Annotated in this window: 16 protein-coding genes; 9 read left to right on the top strand and 7 right to left on the bottom strand. The window is 73.1% G+C overall.

Annotation, left to right across the window (positions count from 1 at the left end; translation table 11 throughout):
- Positions 1-83: 83 nt before the first annotated feature.
- On the bottom strand, positions 84-584 hold the full coding sequence (locus HS045_RS22760) for a hypothetical protein (protein ID WP_196453445.1): 501 nt from the start codon (positions 582-584) through the stop codon (positions 84-86).
- A 226-nt stretch (positions 585-810) separates the two neighbouring features.
- Here HS045_RS22760 and gap point away from each other — a divergent pair, with 226 nt between their 5' ends.
- The 5 genes from gap to HS045_RS22735 all read left to right on the top strand — a co-directional run bounded on the left by gap (position 811) and on the right by HS045_RS22735 (position 4,659).
- Positions 811-1,818: a type I glyceraldehyde-3-phosphate dehydrogenase gene (gene gap, locus HS045_RS22755; RefSeq protein WP_196453444.1), complete on the top strand. Its 1,008-nt coding sequence runs from the start codon at positions 811-813 to the stop codon at positions 1,816-1,818.
- A complete protein-coding gene (gene pgk / locus HS045_RS22750; protein ID WP_196453443.1) occupies positions 1,815-3,002 on the top strand; it encodes a phosphoglycerate kinase in 1,188 nt (395 codons plus the stop codon). Before gap ends, pgk begins: the two co-directional genes overlap by 4 nt.
- 79 nt (positions 3,003-3,081) lie before the next feature.
- A complete protein-coding gene (gene tpiA / locus HS045_RS22745; RefSeq protein WP_196453442.1) occupies positions 3,082-3,867 on the top strand; it encodes a triose-phosphate isomerase in 786 nt (261 codons plus the stop codon).
- 132 nt (positions 3,868-3,999) lie between these two features.
- Positions 4,000-4,230: a preprotein translocase subunit SecG gene (secG, locus tag HS045_RS22740; protein WP_068899030.1), complete on the top strand. Its 231-nt coding sequence runs from the start codon at positions 4,000-4,002 to the stop codon at positions 4,228-4,230.
- An 81-nt stretch (positions 4,231-4,311) separates the two neighbouring features.
- Entirely contained in the window at positions 4,312-4,659 is a 348-nt protein-coding gene (locus HS045_RS22735; protein ID WP_084008585.1) for an RNA polymerase-binding protein RbpA, read from the top strand.
- Between the two features lie 207 nt (positions 4,660-4,866).
- Here HS045_RS22735 and HS045_RS22730 read toward each other — a convergent pair whose 3' ends face one another.
- The 3 genes from HS045_RS22730 to HS045_RS22720 are packed head-to-tail and all read right to left on the bottom strand — an operon-like array spanning position 4,867 to position 8,305.
- Entirely contained in the window at positions 4,867-5,847 is a 981-nt protein-coding gene (locus tag HS045_RS22730; protein ID WP_196453441.1) for a sugar kinase, read from the bottom strand.
- A complete protein-coding gene (locus HS045_RS22725; RefSeq protein ID WP_196453440.1) occupies positions 5,844-6,641 on the bottom strand; it encodes an IclR family transcriptional regulator in 798 nt (265 codons plus the stop codon). The genes HS045_RS22730 and HS045_RS22725 overlap by 4 nt, the downstream gene beginning before the upstream one ends.
- Positions 6,638-8,305, bottom strand: a complete 1,668-nt coding sequence (locus HS045_RS22720; protein WP_196453439.1) for an amidohydrolase family protein — start codon at positions 8,303-8,305, stop codon at positions 6,638-6,640. Before HS045_RS22720 ends, HS045_RS22725 begins: the two co-directional genes overlap by 4 nt.
- Before the next feature lie 325 nt (positions 8,306-8,630).
- Between HS045_RS22720 and HS045_RS22715 the strand changes: the two genes are divergently transcribed.
- Positions 8,631-8,837, top strand: coding sequence for an EF-hand domain-containing protein (locus HS045_RS22715; protein ID WP_196453438.1), 207 nt, complete (start codon positions 8,631-8,633; stop codon positions 8,835-8,837).
- A 192-nt stretch (positions 8,838-9,029) separates the two neighbouring features.
- On the opposite strand, the gene HS045_RS22710 is transcribed toward HS045_RS22715, so the two are convergent.
- Positions 9,030-9,293: a dsRBD fold-containing protein gene (locus HS045_RS22710; RefSeq protein WP_196453437.1), complete on the bottom strand. Its 264-nt coding sequence runs from the start codon at positions 9,291-9,293 to the stop codon at positions 9,030-9,032.
- A 350-nt stretch (positions 9,294-9,643) separates the two neighbouring features.
- Here HS045_RS22710 and HS045_RS22705 point away from each other — a divergent pair, with 350 nt between their 5' ends.
- The 3 genes from HS045_RS22705 (at position 9,644) to HS045_RS22695 (ending at position 11,531) form a co-directional block, all read left to right on the top strand.
- Complete coding sequence (locus HS045_RS22705) at positions 9,644-10,813, top strand: glycosyltransferase (protein WP_196453436.1); 1,170 nt, start codon at positions 9,644-9,646, stop codon at positions 10,811-10,813.
- 126 nt (positions 10,814-10,939) lie between these two features.
- Positions 10,940-11,200: a hypothetical protein gene (locus HS045_RS22700; RefSeq protein WP_196453435.1), complete on the top strand. Its 261-nt coding sequence runs from the start codon at positions 10,940-10,942 to the stop codon at positions 11,198-11,200.
- Positions 11,201-11,300: 100 nt separating this feature from the next.
- Entirely contained in the window at positions 11,301-11,531 is a 231-nt protein-coding gene (locus HS045_RS22695; RefSeq protein WP_196453434.1) for a DUF2277 domain-containing protein, read from the top strand.
- 27 nt (positions 11,532-11,558) lie between these two features.
- On the opposite strand, the gene HS045_RS22690 is transcribed toward HS045_RS22695, so the two are convergent.
- Together HS045_RS22690 and HS045_RS22685 are read right to left on the bottom strand one after the other, a co-directional pair.
- On the bottom strand, positions 11,559-12,326 hold the full coding sequence (locus HS045_RS22690; RefSeq protein ID WP_196453433.1) for an ABC transporter permease: 768 nt from the start codon (positions 12,324-12,326) through the stop codon (positions 11,559-11,561).
- Between the two features lie 177 nt (positions 12,327-12,503).
- Positions 12,504-13,475, bottom strand: a complete 972-nt coding sequence (locus tag HS045_RS22685; protein ID WP_196453432.1) for an ATP-binding cassette domain-containing protein — start codon at positions 13,473-13,475, stop codon at positions 12,504-12,506.
- Positions 13,476-13,825 lie beyond the last annotated feature (350 nt).

Raw genomic sequence — 13,825 nt, 5'->3', positions numbered from 1 at the left:
AGCCGGGCCCCGGTGGGGGCGCCGGCTCTCGTCGTGCACCTGGCCTCCGGACGCCGTCCGGCGGCCCGGAGACGCGGAAGGGACTACGACGGCTTGTGCGGCTTGAAGTAGTCCGTCGGAGCCTCGTCCTGCTGCGGGGCGGACGGGGCGGACGGGGACTCCCGGGCGGTCTTGACGCGGTTGTTGACGAAGCCGAAGCCGGCGGCTCCGGCGATCACCCAGAAGAGCAGGGTCATCGGATCCTGGGCGACGAGGTCGGGGAACTCCCGGGCCATGGGCAGGAGCTCGCTGAGCGGGCTCCCGCCGGGGTTCACGAGGTCCGCCCAGGCGTAGCCCACGAACGCGCCGAGTCCGGCTCCGGCGAACGAGAGCAGCGCGGCCAGGACGGGCAGCACCGGGCTGGTCGGGCGGACGGCCGTCATCGCCAGGCCGACCAGGAGGCCGACGCCCACGGCGACGATGCCGATCCGGTAATGGGTGATACCGATCACGGCACCGTAGGCGGCGGCGCCCACGAGTGCGGCGGCCAGGCCGGCGGCGGCGCCGGGGACGAGACCGCTCCTGGTCGAGTCGGTGGGTGTCATTGCAGGTCCTTGAGGTGGGGGAGGTGTTTACCGTGACGAGTCGGGCACTTTACTGCAAACGTCTGGGAGAAGGGCACGAATCAGGGGAGAGCCCAGAGAGGGCGACGAGGGGCCCGCAAGTGGTCTAAACCAATTGGGGTCCGATAGGGTTCGTTCTGAGGTACCAGCCTGTTTCAAGTCGCCGGTCCATCCGATCGGCGCACCGACGTACGAGGAGATCGGCACAGTGAGCATCCGCGTAGGCGTCAACGGATTCGGCCGCATCGGCCGCAACTTCTGGCGTGCGGTCGCTGCCAGCGGCAAGGACATCGAGATCGTTGCGGTCAACGACCTGACCGACAACGCCACGCTCGCCCACCTGCTCAAATACGACAGCATCCTCGGACGCCTGCCGTACGAGGTGAAGAGCAGCGCCGACGAGATCACCGTGGACGGCAAGGCGATCAAGGCCTTCGCCGAGCGCGACCCCGCCAAGCTCCCCTGGGGCGACCTGGGCGTGGACGTGGTCGTGGAGTCCACGGGCTTCTTCACCGACGCGAACAAGGCGCGCGCGCACGCCGAGAACGGTGCCAAGAAGGTCATCATCTCGGCCCCGGCCAAGAACGAGGACTTCACCGTCGTCATGGGCGTCAACCACGACCTCTATGACGCGGCCAACCACACGGTCATCTCCAACGCCTCCTGCACGACCAACTGCCTGGCCCCGATGGCCAAGGTCATCCACGACACCTTCGAGATCAAGAAGGGTCTGATGACCACCATCCACGCCTACACGCAGGACCAGAACCTGCAGGACGCCCCGCACAAGGACCTGCGCCGCGCCCGCGCCGCCGCGCTGAACATCGTGCCGACCTCCACCGGCGCCGCCAAGGCCATCGGCCTGGTGCTGCCGGAGCTCAAGGGCAAGCTCGACGGCTACGCGCTGCGCGTGCCGATCCCCACGGGCTCGGCCACCGACCTGACCGTCGAGGTCGGCCGCGACACCAGCGCCGACGAGGTCAACGCCGCGATCAAGGCCGCCGCCGAGGGCGCGCTCAAGGGCTTCCTGTCCTACACCGAGGACCCGATCGTCTCCTCGGACATCGTCACCGACCCGGCCTCCTGCATCTTCGACGCCGGCCTCACCAAGGTGACCGGCAACCAGGTCAAGGTCGTCGGCTGGTACGACAACGAGTGGGGCTACTCCAACCGCCTCGTCGACCTCATCGAGCTCGTGGGCGCCGACCTGCGATGAAGGACCTGTCTCAGCTCGACGTGAAGGGTCGGCGCGTGCTCGTGCGCGTCGACCTCAACGTCCCCCTCGACGGGGACGTCATCACCGACGACGGCCGCATCCGCGCCTCGCTGCCGACGATCCGCGACCTCGCCGGCCGGGGCGCCCGGGTCGTGGCCTGCGCCCACCTGGGCCGCCCCAAGGGCTCGCCGAACCCGAAGTACTCCCTGGCCCCCGTCGCGCGGCGGCTGGGCGAGCTGCTCGGCGCCGACGTGGCCTTCGCCTCCGACGTGGTCGGCGAGTCGGCCCGGAGCGTCGTGGAAGGACTCCAGGACGGCCAGGTGGCCCTGCTGGAGAACCTGCGCTTCGAGGCGGGCGAGGAGTCCAAGGACGACGCGCAGCGCGCGGAGTTCGCCCGCAAGCTGGCCGGCCTCGCCGAGCTCTACGTCGGCGACGGCTTCGGCGCGGTACACCGCAAGCACGCCAGCGTCTACGACGTGCCGGGGCTCCTGCCGCACGCGGTGGGCGGCCTGATCGCGGCCGAGGTCGAGGTGCTCAAGCGCCTGACCGAGGACCCGGCCCGGCCGTACGCCGTGGTGCTGGGCGGCGCGAAGGTCTCCGACAAGCTCGGCGTCATCGCCAACCTGCTGGCCAAGGTCGACCGCCTGATCATCGGCGGCGGCATGGCCTACACCTTCCTGGCGGCCCAGGGCTTCGAGGTCGGCAGGTCCCTGCTGCAGGAGGACCAGCTCGACAAGGTGCGCGGCTTCCTCGACGAGGCGGCCGAGCGCGGCGTGGAGCTCGTGCTCCCGGTCGACGTGCTGGCCGCCACCCACTTCGCCGAGGACGCCGAGTACGAGGTGGTCGACGCCACCGCGATCCCGGCCGACCGCGAGGGCCTGGACATCGGCCCGCGCAGCCGCGAGCTGTTCGCCGCCAAGCTGGCCGACGCCAAGACCGTCTTCTGGAACGGCCCGATGGGCGTCTTCGAGTTCGAGGCGTTCTCCGGGGGAACCCGCGCGGTCGCCGAGGCGTTGATCGCCGCGGAGGCCTTCACCGTCGTGGGCGGCGGCGACTCCGCCGCGGCCGTGCGCCGGCTGGGCCTGCCCGAGGACGGCTTCTCGCACATCTCCACCGGTGGCGGGGCCAGCCTCGAATACCTGGAGGGCAAGACCCTGCCCGGACTCTCCGCGCTGGAGGAGTAGCGGTGGGCCGAGGCAGCCGGCGGGGCATCCCGCACGGGACGAGTGCTCCGCGGAGCGAGCGAGGAACGGTGGGGGACAGATGAGTGCAGAGCGCAAGCCTCTCTTCGCCGGCAACTGGAAGATGAACCTCAATCACCTCGAGGCCATCGCCACCGTCCAGAAGCTGGCGTTCGCGCTGAACGACAAGGACTTCGACCGCGCCGACGTCGCGGTGCTGCCGCCGTACACCGATCTGCGCAGCGTGCAGACGCTGGTGGACGGCGACAAGCTGCGGATCCTGTACGGCGCGCAGGACCTGTCGTCGTACGACGGCGGCGCCTACACCGGGGAGATCTCCGGGGCGATGCTGGCCAAGCTGGGGTGCACCTTCGTCGCGATCGGGCATTCCGAGCGGCGGCAGTACCACCGCGAGGACGACGAGCTGGTCAACAGCAAGGTGCTGGCCGCCTACCGGCACGCGCTCACGCCGATCCTGTGCGTGGGGGAGGGCCTGGAGGTCCGCCGGGCCGGCGGCCACGTGGCGCACAGCGTCGCCCAGCTCGAGGGCGCGCTGCGCGAGGTCACCGCCGAGCAGGCGACCTCGATCGTGCTGGCCTACGAGCCGGTCTGGGCCATCGGCACCGGTGAGGTGGCGACCCCGGCGGACGCGCAGGAGGTCTGCGGGGCGCTGCGCTCCAGGCTCGCGGAGCTGTACGACGGCGAGGTGGCCGCGGCGGTCCGGATCCTCTACGGAGGATCGGTCAAGTCCGACAACATCGCCGGCATCATGGACCAGCCCGACGTGGACGGCGCCCTGGTCGGCGGGGCGAGTCTGGACGCGGCCGAGTTCGCCAAGATCTGCCGGTTCGGGGAAACATCCGGCTGAGTGCGCCGTTCGGAGGGTACGACTTGACAACAGGTCGTACCCTCTTAGAGCAAGTTTGAATCGTCACGCCTCTGGCGTCATACAGGGATCGCGCCCGGACGCGGGTCGCGCACATTAGGAAACAGGTCAACGGTGACAATCGGAATCTCCATCGCCCTCATCCTGTCGAGCATGCTGATGATCCTGCTCGTGCTGCTCCACAAGGGCAAGGGCGGCGGTCTGTCGGATCTGTTCGGTGGCGGTTTCTCGTCGTCGTTCGGAGGCTCCTCCGTGGTGGAGCGCAACCTCGACCGGCTCACCATCATCACCGGGGTGGTCTGGTTCGTGTGCATCATCGCGCTGGGCCTGCTCCTGAAGCCCTGATTCGGCTTGCCGGAAGCATGACAGTGGTACAGCCCTTCCCCGTATCCCGAGCGGGAGGGCCATCGAGCGAGGAGTACATCCGTGGGTAGTGGCAACGCGATCCGTGGCAGCCGTGTCGGCGCCGGCCCGATGGGAGAGGCGGAGCGTGGCGAGGCGGCTCCCCGTGTAAGGGTCCCGTTCTGGTGCGCGAACATGCACGAGACCCGTCCCAGCTTCGCCAGCGACGCGGCCATCCCGGAGTTCTGGGACTGCCCCCGGTGCGGTCTGCCCGCCGGTCAGGACGAGGCCAACCCGCCGGCTCCTCCTCGCAACGAGCCGTACAAGACGCACCTCGCCTACGTGAAGGAGCGTCGCAGCGACAAGGACGGCGCGCAGATCCTCGCCGAGGCACTGGAGCGCCTGCGCTCCTCCTCGCGTCCGATCTACTAGCCGCCGGTCAGGCGATCGCGTTCCGGCCCGGCCGGTCCGCACCCGCGCGAAGGCCCCCGGGACGGTGTCACCGTCCCGGGGGCCTTCGCGCGTGCCGGGGGCCTTTCCCGCGCCCCGGGGTCTTTCCGCGCGTCGCCGGTGCGCCGTCCCCCTACCGGTCGACCGCGTCGGCCGTCCCCCTACCGGTCGACCGCGTCGGCCGTCCCCCTAGCGGTCGACCGCGTCGGCCGCGCCCGCCGGACCGGTCCGGCGGAGCAGGTCCAGGTCCGCGCGGCGGGGCAGGCTCTCCCAGTCGCCCTGCGCGGTGACCGCGCACGCCCCGGCGGCGCAGGCGGTGGCCAGACGCTGCCCGGCGGAGGCGCCGCCCAGCCAGTCGGCCAGCCAGCCCGCGGCGAAGGCGTCACCGGCCCCGACGGGGTCGAGCTCGGTGACCCGGTACGGCTCGGCGCGCCGTACCTCGCCGCCGGAGAACTCCAGCGCGCCGCGGGCCCCGAGCTTGACGAGCACGTGACGCGGTCCCAGCGCGGCCAGGGCACGGGCCGCCTCGGCGGGGTCCCCGCCCGGGGCGTCCCGCCCGCCGTCGGTGAACAAGCGGGCCTCGGCCTCGGTGGCGAACAGCACGTCGGCGGCCTCGACGGTCTCGCGCAGCACGGCGGCGGCCCGCTCCGGCGGCCAGAGGGTGCGGCGGTAGTTGACGTCCACCGAGACGGGCACCCCCGCCGCGCGTGCCTCCGCCACGGCGGCCCGGACCGCCTCGCGGGCGGACGCCGAGAGGGCGGGGGTGATCCCCGTGACGTGCAGGACGCGGGCCGAGCGGATCAGCTCCGGATCGAGGTCGTCCGGGCGCAGCCGCGAGCCCGCGCTCGCCGCCCGGTAGTAGCGCACGTCCACCGCCTCGGCGGTGCGCCGTCCCTTGACCATCAGGCCGGTGGGCGCGTCCGGGTCGACCACCGCGCCGGAGACGTCGACGTGCTCCCCGGCCAGGGTGGAGCGGACCAGTTCGCCGAACTCGTCGGCGCCCACCCGGCCGATCCAGGCAGCCCGCAGGCCCAGCCGGGTGACGCCGATCGCCGCGTTCGACTCCGCGCCGCCCACGCCGAGGTCGAAGTCGCGGGCGTGCCGGAGCGGGCCGGTACGGCGGGCGGTGAACAGCGCCATGGTCTCGCCGAGGGTCACCAGGTCGGTCATCGGGGGGCTCCCAGCTTTCTGGAGATGAGCAGGGCGGCCCGCGCCACCACCGGTCCCAGGTCGCGCACCCGCGCGGCGGTGATCCGCGAGGTCAGACCGGAGACGGAGACGGCGGAGACCGCGCTGTCGTCGTGGTTGAAGATCGGCGCGGCCACGCAGCGGACCTCGGGCTCGTTCTCCCGGTCGTCGACGGCGTAGCCGCGCTGCCGGATCCGGGCCAGTTCGCCGCGGAGCCGGTCGGGGTCGGTGATCGTGTGGCGGGTCAGAGCGGGCAGTCCGGCGGCCACGACCCGTTCGACGGCCTCCTCCGGCTGCCAGGCGAGGATCGCCTTGCCGACCGCGGTGCAGTAGAGCGGGCTCCGGCTGCCGATGCGGGAGGCCATCCGGACCGTCGCCTCGTTCTCCACCTTGTCGATGTAGACGACGTACGGCGGGTCGTGGACGACCAGGTGGACGGTCTCGCGGACCTGCTGCATCAGCCGGCGCGTCTCCTCCGCGGCCACGGTCCGCAGGTCGAGCGTGGACAGGTAGGCCTGGCCGAGGCGGAGCGTGCCGTGGCCCAGCCGGTAGGCCCCGCTCCTGCGGTCGCGCTCCAGCAGCCCGGTCTCCACCAGGGGGACGGTCAGCCGCAGCACGGTGCTCTTGGACAGGCCGAGCGCCTCCGCCAGCCGCGACAGCGACAGGCCCTGGCCCGCGCCCGCGTGGTCGCGGACGTACTCCAGCACGGCCAGCGCCCGCCGGAGGGAGGCCGACTGGTTGCGCTCCCCGCCGCCCGTCCGGCCGGGGGCGCTCACCGCGGCCTCAGCGGACGGCCGGGCCGGGCTCCGGTGAGGGCGCCGCCCGCCAGCACCGGCACGCCGCCGACCAGCACGTCGTCGATCCCCTCGGCGAGGACGCGCGGCCGGAGGTAGTCGGCGGTGTCGGTCACCCGCTCCGGGTCGACGACCACGAGGTCGGCGGCCATGCCGGGACGGACCTGTCCTCGGTCCGGCAGCCGGAACCGGCGGGCCGGACCGGAGGACAGATGCGCCACCGCCTCCTGCCAGGTCCAGTCGCCGAGCTCGCGGACGTGGCGGCCGAGGAAGCGGGCGAAGGCCCCGAAGGCCCGCGGATGGGGGTGGCCGCCGAGGTGGATGGCGTCGGACCCGCCCAGGTGGGCGGGGTGTCGCAGCAGCAGCCGCAGCGAGGCGTCGTCGTTGCCGGGCGGCTGGGCGAACACGCAGCTGGCGGCCAGCCCGGTCGCGATCAGCAGGTCCGCGCAGAAGCCGGCCGGGTCGCGCCCGGCCTCGGCGGCGGCGTCGGCCAGGGTCCTGCCCTCGGTCCAGGCGAGCCCGGGGGAGGGGACGTGCGCGAGCACGATGCGCCGCCAGAGCGCGGGGTCGGTCTCGCGGGCCAGGCGGCGCCGTACCGCCGGGTCGTGCAGGAGCGCCACCGTGCGGTCCAGGTCGGGGCGGGCGGTCCCGCCACCGGGGGCGCCGGGAGCGCCGCCGGGTGCGGCGCTCCCGGGACTTCCGGCGGTCCCGCCGTCCGTCCCGGGAGCGGGGACGCCGGGAGCGCCGGGTTCCCTGAGGCCGTCGGGGCCGTCGGGGCCGTCGAGGTCGCGGGGGAGGGCGACCATCGCCAGGATGCTGAACCCGCTGCGGTAGGGGTAGCTGTCGAAGGTGACGTCCAGACCCGCCGCGAGGGCCCGGTCGACCATGCCGGCGAGCCGCTCGCCGGGGCCGTGGTAGTGGGAGACGTGCAGCGCGACCCCCGCCCGCTCGGCGATCGCGCGCGCCTCGGCCATGCCCGTGGCGGCGGCCTCCTCGTATCCGCGCATGTGGGTCACGTAGGGCAGGCCGGCCCGGGCGACGGGCGCGCACAGCGCGGCGAGCTCGGCGGCGTCGCCGTACCGGCCCGGGACGTACTCCAGGCCGCTGGACAGGCCGGCGGCTCCGTCCTCCAGTCCCCGCTCCACCAGGCGGAGCATCTGCGCCGGGTCCGCGGAGGCCGCGTGGCGGACCGTGCCGTGCGGGACCAGGTAGGCGGTGTTGAGGGCGGTCGTGCGGTCGTAGGTGGCCAGCAGGTCCGCCACGCTCACCGGACCGCCGTCCAGCGCCGGATGCGCGCCGTTGATCGCGGCGAAGTAGCGGGTGACGAAGCGCAGCGTCTCGGGACCGGAGGGGGCGAAGGAGAGGCCGTCCTGCCCGAGGACGAACGTCGTGACGCCCTGCCGGAGCGCCGCCAGTTGCACGCCGGGGTCGAGCACGGTGGCGTCGCCGTGGACGTGGGCGTCGACGAAGCCGGGCAGGACCAGGCGCCCGGTGGCCTCGACCGCGACCGCGGCGGGACGGGCGCCTCCGGAGGTCAGGTCGCCGACCGCCTCGATCCGGCCGTCGCGGACGCCGACGTCGGCGGGGTACGGCGGGGCGCCGGTGCCGTCCACCACCCGGCCGCCCTGGATGAGCACGTCGAACACGGTGGCCACGGTAGAGGGCGGGCAGGTGCCGTGCCATATCCGCGGCACGGCGTTGTGCAGTGCACAACGGTTCCGGAGCGGCCGTCCGATCGCCGCCCGCCGTTCCGGGACCCTCCGGGCTCGCCCGCCCGCGGTCGCGGAGCCCTCCGGGTCCCCCGCCCGCGGTTCCGGGACGCGCCGAACCTGTCGCGCGCCGGTCCCAGGGGCCCGGCCGCAGGGGAGGGCCGCGCTCTACCGCGATCTTCGGGCGGGTCCCGCCTTCTCGCCCGGCGAGGACTCCCGTAGGTTGTCTGCCGGAACGGACCCGAGGAAAAGGCGGATCACCATGTCGGCGGAGCGGTTGACCGAGCTCAGGAGCGCGTTCTCCGCCATCGACACCGATGGCGATGGTTTCATCACGGAGGAGGAGCTCACCGGGCGCTTCCCGGACCTGCCTCCGGAGGCGATCGGCTCGCTGAACCGCGACGCCGACTCCGACGGGGACGGGCGGTTCTCCTTCGAGGAGTTCGTCCGGCTGATGTCCCGCGACTGAACGGGCCGGGCCGGGGCGGGGCCCCGGTCGCGGCGGCCGGCCGGGACCGCCGCGACCGGACCTGGACCCGCGGGACCGCGGACCCGGACTCGCGGACCCGTGGACCCGGACTCGCGGACCCGTGGACCCGGACCTGCGGGCACGGCCCGGGGCTTCGCCGGGGCCGTGCCGTACGGGACCGCGGGACCGTCCTCACCGTCTCCTGATCTCGGCCTCCTCCATCACGTCGGCCGCGGCGTCGCCCATCAGCCGGCCGGACAGGTCGGCCAGCACCCGGCCGGCCGCCAGTTCGTCGCCGATGTCCGGCACCGGCCGGTCGGTCGGGTTGCGCCGTGCGTACTCGACGCTCTCGTACCGGCGTCCGTCGGGGATGTCCAGCTCGGCCTGGGCCGAGGTGACGCGGTCGTTGTCGTCCTCGACGATGGTGATCCGGACGTTCCATTCCTTGGTCTGCATGGCGGATGCCTCCTTACGGGAGGTGGCTGCCGACCGCCTCGGCGGCGCGCTCGTCGCGCGGGAACGCGTCATGCCCTCGATCCACCCGCCATGGAATCGGCGCTTCCTCCGGAATCCTGTAACTTGCTATTTGTTATGGTTTGTACCCGTTTATGGATCCGTGTCACTTCCGGTGTCCCCGCCGGGGGCTCCGGCCCGGTTCGAGGCTCGCCGCCGCCGGTCCGCAGGTGAGGCGGGCGTTACCCGAGGGGGCCGAAATTGGATCTTCGTCGATATCCGGGTAGCGTGCCCGAGTCCACCCGGTACGCCGGGAGGGCACCGAACAGTCGTACCTCGGAGGAAACGCACGCATGAATGCCGGAAACCGCCAGCCTCTGCGCATGCTCGTCACCGGAGGCGGGACCGGCGGTCACACCTACCCCGCGCTGACCACCGTCGCCACCGTCCGCGAGCAGGCCGCCGCGCACGGGCACGACCTGGACGTGCTCTGGGTGGGGACGGCGAGCGGCCTGGAGGCCCGCGTCGCGGCCGAGAACGGCATCCCCTTCCGCGCGATCAAGACGGGGAAGCTGCGACGGTCGCCCAACCCCAGGGAACTGCTGGCCAACCTCGCCGACATGTTCCGCATCCCGGTCGGGATCCTCCAGGCCTTCGGCATCGCCGCCCGCTACCGGCCGGACGTGGTGCTGTCCACCGGAGGGTACGTCTGCGTGCCGCTGGGACTGGCCTCCCGGCTGCTCCGCCGCCCCCTGGTGATGCACGAGCAGATCACCGCGCTCGGTCTGGCCAACCGCATCCTGGCGCGCTTCGCCACCCGGATCGCGCTCACCCACCCCTCGTCGATCGAGCACCTGCCCGCCCCGGCACGCGAGCGGGCCGCCGTCACCGGCAACCCGGTCCGGCCGCACCTGCTGCGCGGCAACGCCCCGTCCGGCCGGTGGCACTTCGGCTTCTCGCCGGAGGTGCCCCTGGTGTACGTCACCGGGGGGGCGCAGGGCAGCCGCCAGATCAACACGCTGGTCGAGGGGATCCTGCCCGTGCTGCTGGAGCGGGCGCAGGTGCTGCACCAGTGCGGTCCCGGCTGGATCGACCAGCTCACCCGGACCGCCGAGGGACTCCCCGAGCACCTGCGGGAGCGTTACCGCCCCGTCCCCTACGTCGGCGAGGAACTGGCCGACGTGCTGGCCGCCGCCGACGTCGTGGTCTCCCGCAGCGGGGCCGGTGCCGTCGCCGAGCTGACGGCGGTGGGCAAGCCGTCCGTGCTCGTCCCCCTGGTGCCGTCGGCCGGGGACGAGCAGCGCCAGAACGCCCGCTACCTGGCCGAGTCCGGAGCGGCCCGGGCGCTGCTGGAGAACGGTCCCGAGCCGGAGCACCTGCTCGCCGAGCTCGACGTCCTCCTGGGGGACCCGCGGCTCTGCGCCGACATGTCGAAGGCGGCCAAGTCGCTCGGCCGGGTCGACGCGGCCGGGGCCCTGGCCGGGATGGTCCTGGAGGAGGCGGGCGTCTTCGGATTCAGGTGACCGGCCGCACCCGCCGGAAAATGTCGGTGGCGGGAGGCATGCTGGAGGGGTGAGCCCGAGCTGGACGATTCAAGGAGCCCGCACGACCCCACCGGGTCCCGCGGTCTCCGGGGAGAGAGGCACACGATGCCCACCACCGTGATGAGCATGTCCGACCTGGCCGACGTCCTGTTCGCCTCCGCGCTGCAGGCGTCGGACGACCCCTCGCCGGAGCAGGTGCGCGCCGCCATCGAGGACCGGCTGCGCGTCTGCCGGCACGACATCGCCGACTGCGTGGCCTGTGTGGCCCAGGAGGCCGGAGACCACCCGGAGACGTACCGCGAGCGGATGCGCTGGGCGCTGCACGCGGTCGACCGGGTCGACCCGGCCACCCTCGTCGGAGCCTGAGCGGTTCCCGGCGCCGATCCTTCCCGGTGGCCGCTCCGCGGGAGCGGTCCCGACCACCGGGAGGCATGGGCGCCGGGCGGAGATGAAACGAGGTCCCTTCATGTGCCGGAGCATCAAGACCCTCCGGGAGCCCTACAGCAGCGACGTGACCGGTGATGACGTGCGCGCCGCGGCCCTGCAGTACGTCCGCAAGATCTCCGGGTTCCGCTCCCCGTCCGCGCGCAACGCCGAGGCGTTCGAGCGGGCGGTGGACGCCGTCGCCGCCGCCACGCAGGCGCTCCTCGGCGATCTGGAGCTCAAGCAGCCGTCCCGGAGCCGCCCGCACCCCTGATGCCGCGGGGCCGGGCGGCGGGCCGGGTCAGACGCCGCGCCGCATCGACCGGGTGCCCAGCGCCAGGCCCGCGGCGGCGACGGCGCAGGCGCAGAGCGCGCCGTACAGCACCGAGGCGTCGGTGAGGCGGCCGGCGAACAGCGCCCGCTCGGCCTCCACGATGTAGGTGACGGGGTTGAACGCGGCGGCGGTCTGCAGCCACGCCGGGCCGAAGTCCATCGGCAGCAGCATGCCCGACAGCAGCAGCAGCGGGAACATCACCAGCTGGGTGACCCCGTAGAACAGCTCGCCGCCGGGCCGGGAGGCGATCGCCAGCGCGAACGAGAGCGTGCCCAGCCCGATCCCGGCCACGGCCAGCAGCACCAGCCCCGCCAGCACCCCGGCGAAGTGGAGCCGGAAGCCCAGCGGCACCGCCAGAGCGATGATCAGTACGGCCTGCGCCAGCAGGATCGCGAACTCCTTCAGGGTCCGGCCGACCAGCATCGCCGTCCGGCTCAGCGGGGTGACCATCATCCGCTCCAGCGAGCCGCCGATGAGCTCGACCAGGAGGTTGTATCCGGCCATCATCGGCCCGGACAGGCACATCATGACCAGGATGCCGGGCACGAACCACTGCCACGGAGAACCGCCGCCCGCCCCGCCGAAACCCGGCGTGCCCGCCAGCAGCGGGCCGAACAGGAAGAGGAAGAGCAGGGGCTGGCCCATGGTGAACAGCAGACCGAGGGCCTCGCGCGGCACGGGCGCGAACTCGCGGGAGAAGACGGTCGCGGTGTCGCGGGCGAATCGCAGGTTCATGTCACACCTTCTTCTTGAGCGGAGGAGCGGTCGTCCTTCTCGAGTGGACGAGCGGACGCCGTTTCTCCCGGGCGGGAGCGGCCATGGGGGTTCCGGCGGGAGCGGCCGCCGGGACCCCCGGGTGGGGAGCGCCCGCCGGAGGCGTCCCCGCGGTCGACGGGTCGTGGAGTCGGAGGCTCACGCGGCGGCGCCCTCGCCGTCGCCCTCCCGCAGCGTGCGGCCGGTGAGGGCGAGGAACACGTCGTCCAGTGTGGGACGGGAGGTCTCGGCGGTGGCGGCCTTCACCCTGGCCGCCTCCAGGGCCCGTAGGTACTCCGGCAGGGCGGCGTCCGCGCGGGGCACCCGGAGCCGCACGGTCACCCCCTCGGCGCTCACCCCGTCCGGCGCGGCGATCCGCGCGGCGACGGCGGCCGCCCGCGCGGTGTCGGCGGCGTCGTGGACGGTGACCGTGACCCGGTCGCCGGCCAGGTCGTTCTTGAGCCGGGCGGCGGTCCCGTCGGCGATGATCCGGCCGTGGTCGATGACCACCACCCGCTCGGCCATGGCGTCGGCCTCCTCCAGGTAGTGGGTGGTCAGCAGGATCGTCGTGCCGTACTCCGCGCGCAGGCGCAGGATGTGCTCCCAGACGTCGGCGCGGCTCTGCGGATCCAGCCCGGTCGTCGGCTCGTCCAGGAACAGCAGGCCGGGCCGGTGGACGAGTCCCAGGGCGATGTCGAGGCGCCGCCGCTGCCCGCCCGAGAGCGTGCCGGGCTTGCGTGCGGCCAGCGGCCGGAGCTCCAGCAGGTCGAGCATCTCGTCGGCCCGCCGGTCGGCCGCGGCGCGGGTCAGGCCGTAGCAGCGGCCCTGGGTCACCAGCTCGTCGCGGACGCGGAAGTTCTCGCCGGCGCCGTTCTTCTGGCCGACGTAGCCGATGCGGGCGCGCACCCCGGCCGGATCCGCCACGATGTCGCGGCCCGCCACCGTGGCGGATCCCGAGGTCGGCGGGAGCAGGGTGGTCAGCATGCGCAGGGTGGTGGACTTCCCCGCCCCGTTCGGACCGAGGACGGCGACGAGCCGGCCGGCCTCCACGTCGAGGTCGATGCCGCGCACGGCCTCGACGGTCTCCCGCTTGACGGTGAACCTCCGGGTGAGTCCTCGGGCATGGATCATGGTCCCCTCCTCGGGATGGAGCGCGGATGTCCGGATGGAATGCGGGCACGCCGAAGAGACCCCGGACGGGGTTTCGGCGGTGATGCGTTCATCCTCGAGCAGGGCGTTCAGGTCTGGCAAACGTGAAAGGTGTGTTCATGTTTGCTCTGACCTGCGAAAACGTTGTCGCGTCGACGGTCCGGGCGGAGCGGGAGGAGGTGTCCTTCCGCCATGCGGACCTCTGCTGACGTGGGGGTTTTCGTCCCGGTCGCGGATGATCCGGAAAATGTTCCGGTCGCCGGTCGCCGGTCGCCGGTCGCGGGTCGCGGGTCGCGGGTCGTGGGTCGCGGTGAACCGGGGACCGGTCGCGG

The organism is Planomonospora sp. ID82291, from assembly GCF_015711645.1.
Taxonomy (GTDB): Bacteria; Actinomycetota; Actinomycetes; order Streptosporangiales; family Streptosporangiaceae; genus Planomonospora.
This window is presented reverse-complemented; position numbering and strand designations above follow the sequence as displayed.

Coding starts and splice junctions, on each gene's coding strand:
- pgk (WP_196453443.1), top strand. CDS start 1,815: ATGAAGGACCTGTCTCAGCTCGACGTGAAGGGTCGGCGCGTGCTCGTG.
- HS045_RS22690 (WP_196453433.1), bottom strand. CDS start 12,326: ATGAACCTGCGATTCGCCCGCGACACCGCGACCGTCTTCTCCCGCGAG.
- HS045_RS22730 (WP_196453441.1), bottom strand. CDS start 5,847: ATGACCGACCTGGTGACCCTCGGCGAGACCATGGCGCTGTTCACCGCC.
- HS045_RS22715 (WP_196453438.1), top strand. CDS start 8,631: ATGTCGGCGGAGCGGTTGACCGAGCTCAGGAGCGCGTTCTCCGCCATC.
- HS045_RS22710 (WP_196453437.1), bottom strand. CDS start 9,293: ATGCAGACCAAGGAATGGAACGTCCGGATCACCATCGTCGAGGACGAC.
- HS045_RS22685 (WP_196453432.1), bottom strand. CDS start 13,475: ATGATCCATGCCCGAGGACTCACCCGGAGGTTCACCGTCAAGCGGGAG.
- HS045_RS22700 (WP_196453435.1), top strand. CDS start 10,940: ATGCCCACCACCGTGATGAGCATGTCCGACCTGGCCGACGTCCTGTTC.
- HS045_RS22695 (WP_196453434.1), top strand. CDS start 11,301: ATGTGCCGGAGCATCAAGACCCTCCGGGAGCCCTACAGCAGCGACGTG.
- tpiA (WP_196453442.1), top strand. CDS start 3,082: ATGAGTGCAGAGCGCAAGCCTCTCTTCGCCGGCAACTGGAAGATGAAC.
- HS045_RS22705 (WP_196453436.1), top strand. CDS start 9,644: ATGAATGCCGGAAACCGCCAGCCTCTGCGCATGCTCGTCACCGGAGGC.
- HS045_RS22760 (WP_196453445.1), bottom strand. CDS start 584: ATGACACCCACCGACTCGACCAGGAGCGGTCTCGTCCCCGGCGCCGCC.